Genomic DNA, 5349 nt, shown 5'->3' on the forward strand with positions numbered 1-5349 from the left:
TACTAGAAGCTACAACTAAATAAAAAACCGAACCGTTCCGAAGTTCCGCAACTTGGCACCTCAATAATGAAAACTTGAAAACCACTAATATAAGCTGACAGTCTTTCACGGAAGTGAAATGCTTTTAACACACCGATTACACTTTCCCCGTCCATTAAAAAGGTGTCATTATGAAGAAATACGTCCCAATCTTAATTGCTCTTAGTACGATGTCTTCTATGAGCTATGCAGCCACCAGCAATGATGATGTTGTTGTTGACTATTTGCAGATGCGAAAAGGCGTGGCTTACCAAGTCAACCATTCAAAGCCATTTACTGGCCAATTTGAAGAGAAGTTCGATAACGGCCAAATCGCGACCAAAGCCCAATTTTCCGATGGTCTAGAACTTGGGTTAGAAACAAATTGGTATCAGAATGGCCAAGTCGCTTCTAAAGTGAATTACGTTAAAGGTAAACTGCAAGGCAAGGCTGAAACCTGGTATCCCAACGGTCAGAAAAAAGCTGAGCTCAGCTATAAAGACAATGAGCTGTCGGGTGCTGGCTCTCGTTGGTATCCGAATGGCGAACAAAGCCTAACAGCCGAATTCAGTCACGGGAAAACAAATGGATTAGTAACGAACTACTACCCTAATGGCAATAAGGCTAGCCAAGCGAAATTTGATGAAGGCGAAGTAGCAAACGGGAAACTCACTCGCTGGAATACTAACGGTGACAAGGTTGAAGAACTGACCTTTAAAGACCACAAAATCACGTCTAAACAAGTTTGGATGCTGACAGAAAGCTAGTCCTGTTTAAGTTTGTGCTAAGGGCTAGTTTACTGAGACTGTCCTAAATCCTGTATAATTGGCCCATAGCACTGCTCTTCCTGAGCGCATATTACTAGAACGGACTGCATTGTCATGAGGCTACTTTTCAGAGGTAATCTCAGCGTGAATAACGTTGATCTTATCTATCAACCTCACCGACCTATCAACCCCACCTCTTCGTACCTGATACATTGAAAAGTGCAACTGCAGTAGTGGGTCAAACGGATTCACTTGAACGTGCGGTGAGCAACCGAAAAGCTTAATCGTTAATCGTCTTGATAGATGCCCCAGATAACCCTCAACTCAAATTTCAGACAAAAAAACGCTCATGTTGCCTGTATCAACATGAGCGCAAGGGCAGATCTTCACTACCATGTCCTACCTTTCTAAACGAAAGCAGAAGTTATAATTAGAATAGTTGGGAGCAATAATTAAGGTGTCACCTAAAACACCTTAATCATTTTTTTTAACATAGACTGAAGACTGACAGCCTTCTCCACCTCTAGCTTACTGTCCCCAAAACAGATAAAGCCCACATGTTTCAATTCATTCAAAAATTCACATCGTCGATGGTTCATCCGACAGCATTAGACAACCTGCCCTCATACCAATCTCAAATTCAAGATCAGCTTTGTCGCTCAGCCATCATAGTGATCTTATTCACCCACCACCCGAACGCCAAAGAATAATAATGTATTACAAATAAAATCTACAGTGAAACATTACTATTTTTGCTATAGCGCACATTACAGAAAGAAGCCCTAACAAATAAATTAATATTTATTCTTTTAAAACAATGGATTACTTAATCCTATCAATTTGTAACGATCTGTGTAAATGAGATTTATGATAACAACAAGATCTAATTCACAGATCGACCTTCACATTATCTATAGCATATTTGTATTATTTTAATGCAAACGGGACTCGGCGAATTCAACAGATTCAAAAAGACTGTTGCATTAATCAAACGAATTACCCTATTTGGCTCTAACTTGAGGCCAATACTCAACCTATAAATATGGAATTAATACCATGAATAAAACTAAAATCGTGATTGCTGTGGCATCTGTACTCGCTGCTGGCTCTGTATCTGCGGCGTCTTTCGATATGAGACACGAATACAAGAGTCATACAGATCAACACGCTACTCGTGTAAAACTGGGCGATAGCATTGGCAACTTCCTTGTAGATATCGAAGCGAAATTCAAGGGAGAAGACGGCGAGTTTATGGAAGATTTGAAGAATAATGGTTGGGAACTTGGTCTTAATTATCGCCATGTGCTTAACGATAACTGGACGATGACTTACGGCATGCCAATAGAAGGTCGCGAGTCTGGTGTCACATACAAACCTCAAGTTCGCGCGACATACAGTGTCGACAGCATTGACGGTTTAAGCCTAAGTGCACGTTACCGTTACGATATGAGACAGAACACAAAATCAATTGCAACTGACTCAGACGGCAAGCCAATCTTAGATAACGGCTACTTAACTTATCAAAACGATGAAAACCAACGTCGCCATCGCTTAACAGCAAACATCAACTACTCAATGGAGAACTGGCGTTTCGGTTTTGAAGGTAACTACTACAAAGCAGATGATTACAACATCTACGACAACGATGATACAAACTACGAGTTAAATGCAAGTATTCGCCACATTATGGGTCAATGGGCACCATATGTAGAGTTTGGTGATGTGAGTACTTCATCGACTAAAGCGACTCGTGAACTGCGTAGCCGTGTTGGTCTAACTTACAGCTTCTAATCGATAGCTATATAAATAATCTAAGATAATTACTGTCCTAATTTTCTAAGACCTAAACAAAAGCCAGCTTAATCGCTGGCTTTTCTTCTTTCAAATCAGGTCATTCAACAATGATTCGCTTACAGGAAGATACAACCCTAACGGCTGATCCGATATAAAAAGGAAAGTGTCACTTCATCATTAGGCACGACTCGCTTCTGCTGAGCCAAAAACAATTCCGCTGTCGAAACGGCATCGGCTAATGCATTGTGGCTGTTGTACTCAGGAAGCCCGTACCTTTCGCGAGTCCCTGCCAAGGTTAAATCGACTTCTTCATGATTGCTGATCGCTTTCTCCATGCTTTTCTCAATACACAAGGTATCAAGCCAAAGCAGAGGAATCGCTCTTAAACCGTAGCATCGAAGAAGGTATTGGCTAATGAACTTCTCTTCGACCACACAAGCGTGCGCGACGATGATCTTACCTTTTGCGGCTTCGAAAAACGTCAGCATAGCATCATGAATTGAAGCGCCCTCTTCCAGCATTTGTGGTGTGATGTGGTTGATAACTGCAGTTTCAGCATTGATCTGCGAATCGTTATCCAGATAAATATGCTTGGCGGACGCTAAGTCTATTCGCCCCTTGACCACATCGACCCAACCCATAGATAGAATAAGGTCTTGCTCGCTGTCTAAGCCTGTAGTTTCAAGATCTAAAACGATATATTCGCTATCTTTGGCCAAGTCCGTCATCTCTGGGGAAGGTTGATCCACAAGAGCATGTAACGCCTCTGGCAGCTTAACCGTATTCAAATATTGCTTTCGTGTGCGCTTAATTTTCTCAAGAGGATGAAAGTAATTTAAAAACGATTTCATTAGCGTGCTCCGAAACGGATTTTCGCGGCTTCTTGAAGGTCAGCAATGATCCTAAAGGCATCTTTCAAGTGTTTACGCTCAAAGCTACCAAAGCTATCTGGGTTGATGTTGTTGTCAGGCACATCCCCGTTCTTCAGCGCTTCAAGTTGATGACCAAATCGGAAAGAGAGAATGAACTGGTAAGAGCCCAGAATGTTCTTGAATGCGTCGTCGCTCAGCATGCCTTTTTCATTGGCAGCTGCGAAACGTTCATCGGTTGCTGACAAATCACATTCCACCGCTAATCCGTAAATACGCGCAAGATCAATAATCAAGTTAATGGCGTACTTCTTCACATTGAGTGTTTTCTTGTTCTCACCCGATTTCTCTAGAACCAAACTATTGAAAATACCCAATGGCGGGTTGATGTTTACCGCATCTTTCACTAGTGTGCTTAAAAACTCACGGTTACTGCGAATGTTAGAATGCAACTCATCACGAAGAATGCCTTCGAACTCACTGTTGCCATAGATGGTTCGAATTTCTAGGAACACACTGATGTTGAGTAAGCGTTCGTACTCAGGGTTAGCCACCCACTTCTTGTAGTAGTGCTTCCAAACGCTGAGTGGCTGACACCATTTTGGTGTCGCAGCCATGAATTTACCCGGACACAATGGATAATCACAACTCGCTAATCCGTTAGTCACCATCATCGCTAAATGTTTGAAGTAAATTCGGTCACTGTCGGTTGCATCGTCAGCCAGTACAATCGCACTATCTTGATCCGACAGCATATGAACTTCATTACGAGCGTGCGAGCCCGCAACAATCCAAGAAAAATCACAAGGTGGTGGGCCTAACTTATCAATCGCTATCTGAATCAATCGGCGTGTGTAGGCGTCCATAATCATGGTCATGACCTTACCTACGGTTTCCGGTGCAACCTTGCCTTCCACGAGCGCTTCAAAAATAGCTTGTCGCTCTGGGGTAAACGAAGACATGGTTTTCACACTGCCCGCGTATTTGATTTTCTCGATTAAGAAGATCGCTTGGACACGGTGGTTTTGAACTAAGTGAGACGTAGTGAGAAGACCAACGACCTTATTCTTTTTCACAACGGGCAAGTTACGGATGTTGAATTGCATCATGATAGACGCAGCATGCAGCACCAGATCATCCGGTTTTACCGTCAGTGGAGAATGCGTCATCACCTCGGAGATCAGGCTATCAGTGCTGACACCGTGGGCGATCACTCGCTTAGTCATGTCACGGTCGGTAATCAAACCAACAATGGTTTCACCCTCATAGATCACGGCACATGGTGAGCGTTGATGAAGCATTTCAACCGCGACCGACTGAATAGTTTGTTCAGACTTAACGATAGCCACCTGCCCGCTTGCCACTTCTTCAACCTTACGAATGAACAAGCCTTTTTCTTTATTTGACCACACAACATCAAGTGCCGACTTCAACCGAACCTGCGCCTGTGATGCAAAGTGTTCTGCGCAGCTTGGGAATGCCTTGAACAACGCTTGAAGCGCCGAATGTGGAATCACATAAAGTAAGCTATTTTCGATTGCGATCGCTCTATAGCCTTTCTCGTCATTAACTTCAGAATCTAAGAACGTAAAGCCGAACAAGTCTTCACTGCCTAAACGAGCACGAAGTACACCGTCTGACTTTCTTTGCTCCATAGAACCGGTTCGGATGATGTAGAGCGACTTTTCTTTACCCGACTCACATAGATCAACCACATCCCCCTTGCCGAGATAAGTGATCTGAACATTGGAGGCAAGTTCACGAAGTGCTTGTTTAGGGATCTTATCGAAAGGATCTATCTGACCGATAAATTGAAGAATATTTGGCAAAAGAGATTGAGGCATAACCATACTCGCATTTGTTTGATTAGTATTATTATATAATTAATATATCGAGTTGCG

4 protein-coding genes are annotated in these 5349 nt (G+C 42.8%); 2 read left to right on the forward strand and 2 right to left on the reverse strand.

Annotated features, from left to right (window positions below; translation table 11 throughout):
- Positions 1-170 precede the first annotated feature (170 nt).
- Both AB4232_RS11695 and AB4232_RS11700 read left to right on the forward strand, forming a co-directional pair.
- Positions 171-785: a toxin-antitoxin system YwqK family antitoxin gene (locus tag AB4232_RS11695; protein ID WP_017099066.1), complete on the forward strand. Its 615-nt coding sequence runs from the start codon at positions 171-173 to the stop codon at positions 783-785.
- 1056 nt (positions 786-1841) lie between these two features.
- Positions 1842-2576 (forward strand): oligogalacturonate-specific porin KdgM family protein, encoded by a 735-nt coding sequence (locus AB4232_RS11700; RefSeq protein ID WP_009846528.1) that lies wholly within the window; start codon positions 1842-1844, stop codon positions 2574-2576.
- A 137-nt stretch (positions 2577-2713) separates the two neighbouring features.
- Here the strand turns inward: AB4232_RS11700 and AB4232_RS11705 are convergent, their stop codons facing one another.
- Positions 2714-3430 (reverse strand): 3'-5' exonuclease, encoded by a 717-nt coding sequence (locus tag AB4232_RS11705; RefSeq protein ID WP_372087162.1) that lies wholly within the window; start codon positions 3428-3430, stop codon positions 2714-2716.
- On the reverse strand, positions 3430-5292 hold the full coding sequence (locus tag AB4232_RS11710; RefSeq protein ID WP_372087163.1) for a DUF294 nucleotidyltransferase-like domain-containing protein: 1863 nt from the start codon (positions 5290-5292) through the stop codon (positions 3430-3432). Before AB4232_RS11710 ends, AB4232_RS11705 begins: the two co-directional genes overlap by 1 nt.
- Positions 5293-5349 lie beyond the last annotated feature (57 nt).

This window comes from Vibrio sp. 10N.286.46.A8 (assembly GCF_041470165.1).
In the GTDB taxonomy this organism is placed as follows: Bacteria; Pseudomonadota; Gammaproteobacteria; order Enterobacterales; family Vibrionaceae; genus Vibrio; species Vibrio tasmaniensis_A.

What these genes read in the sequence shown, in the direction of transcription:
- AB4232_RS11695 (WP_017099066.1), top strand. Translation starts at nt 171, where the DNA reads ATGAAGAAATACGTCCCAATCTTAATTGCTCTTAGTACGATGTCTTCT.
- AB4232_RS11700 (WP_009846528.1), top strand. Translation starts at nt 1,842, where the DNA reads ATGAATAAAACTAAAATCGTGATTGCTGTGGCATCTGTACTCGCTGCT.
- AB4232_RS11705 (WP_372087162.1), bottom strand. Translation starts at nt 3,430, where the DNA reads ATGAAATCGTTTTTAAATTACTTTCATCCTCTTGAGAAAATTAAGCGC.
- AB4232_RS11710 (WP_372087163.1), bottom strand. Translation starts at nt 5,292, where the DNA reads ATGCCTCAATCTCTTTTGCCAAATATTCTTCAATTTATCGGTCAGATA.